Source organism: Priestia sp. P5_B4 (genome assembly GCF_056400385.1).
This window is the reverse complement of record NZ_JBFULJ010001266.1, coordinates 1-821: the sequence shown is the minus strand read 5'-3', so window position 1 is coordinate 821 and position 821 is coordinate 1. Positions and strand designations below refer to the sequence as shown.

The following is an 821-nucleotide window of genomic DNA, read 5'->3' as shown; positions in this document are numbered from 1 at the left end:
CAATGATACGAAGCAAAGATGTTTTTCCAGAACCGGACGGACCGAGTAAAGCTACTAATTCACCCGTTTGAATATCAATGTTAATAGAATCCAGCGCTTTAAAATCACCAAAGTTCTTTGATACGTGCTTAATATGGATACTCATCTCATAAGCTCCTTCCYTTTTAAATATGTTTGGCCTTCCACTCAATAATATTTTTTATAATTAATGTAAAAATAGCCAAAACTGACATTAAAGATGCTACCGCAAACGCTGCTGCAAATTGATATTCATTGTAGAGAATTTCAATATGAAGAGGCATCGTATTTGTCATTCCTCGAATGTGCCCAGACACAACGGATACAGCTCCAAACTCTCCAATTGCGCGCGCATTACATAAGATAATGCCATATAATAAGCCCCATTTAATATTAGGTAACGTCACTAGAAAAAAAGTTTTGAAACCGCTAGCTCCTAACGTTAACGACGCTTCTTCTTCGGCTGACCCTTGAGCTTGCATGAGTGGAATCAATTCTTTGGCAACAAACGGAAGCGTTACAAAAAGAGTAGCTAATATAATACCGGGAATAGCAAATACAATTTTAATATCTTGATTAAACAGCCATTCTCCGAATAACCCTTGTGCACCAAATAATAAAATAAAAACCAATCCAGCAATAACAGGCGAAACAGCAAACGGCAAATCAATAAGCGTAATTAAAATATTCTTTCCTTTAAAATCAAACTTTGTAATTAACCATGCAGCTACCACGCCGAAAACGGCATTTAAAGGAACAGTAATAAGCACCACAATTAGCGTTAGTTTAATAGCAGCCAAAGC

2 protein-coding genes are annotated in these 821 nt (G+C 36.6%); both read right to left on the bottom strand.

The genetic code is table 11. The features are described from left to right. Positions 1 to 145 (bottom strand): ATP-binding cassette domain-containing protein (locus AC1DRF_RS30400; protein WP_477742618.1); only part of this gene is annotated, 145 nt, incomplete at its 3' end. Between the two features lie 19 nt (positions 146 to 164). Continuing rightward, positions 165 to 821 (bottom strand): sulfate ABC transporter permease subunit CysW (cysW, locus tag AC1DRF_RS30395; RefSeq protein ID WP_477742617.1); only part of this gene is annotated, 657 nt, incomplete at its 5' end.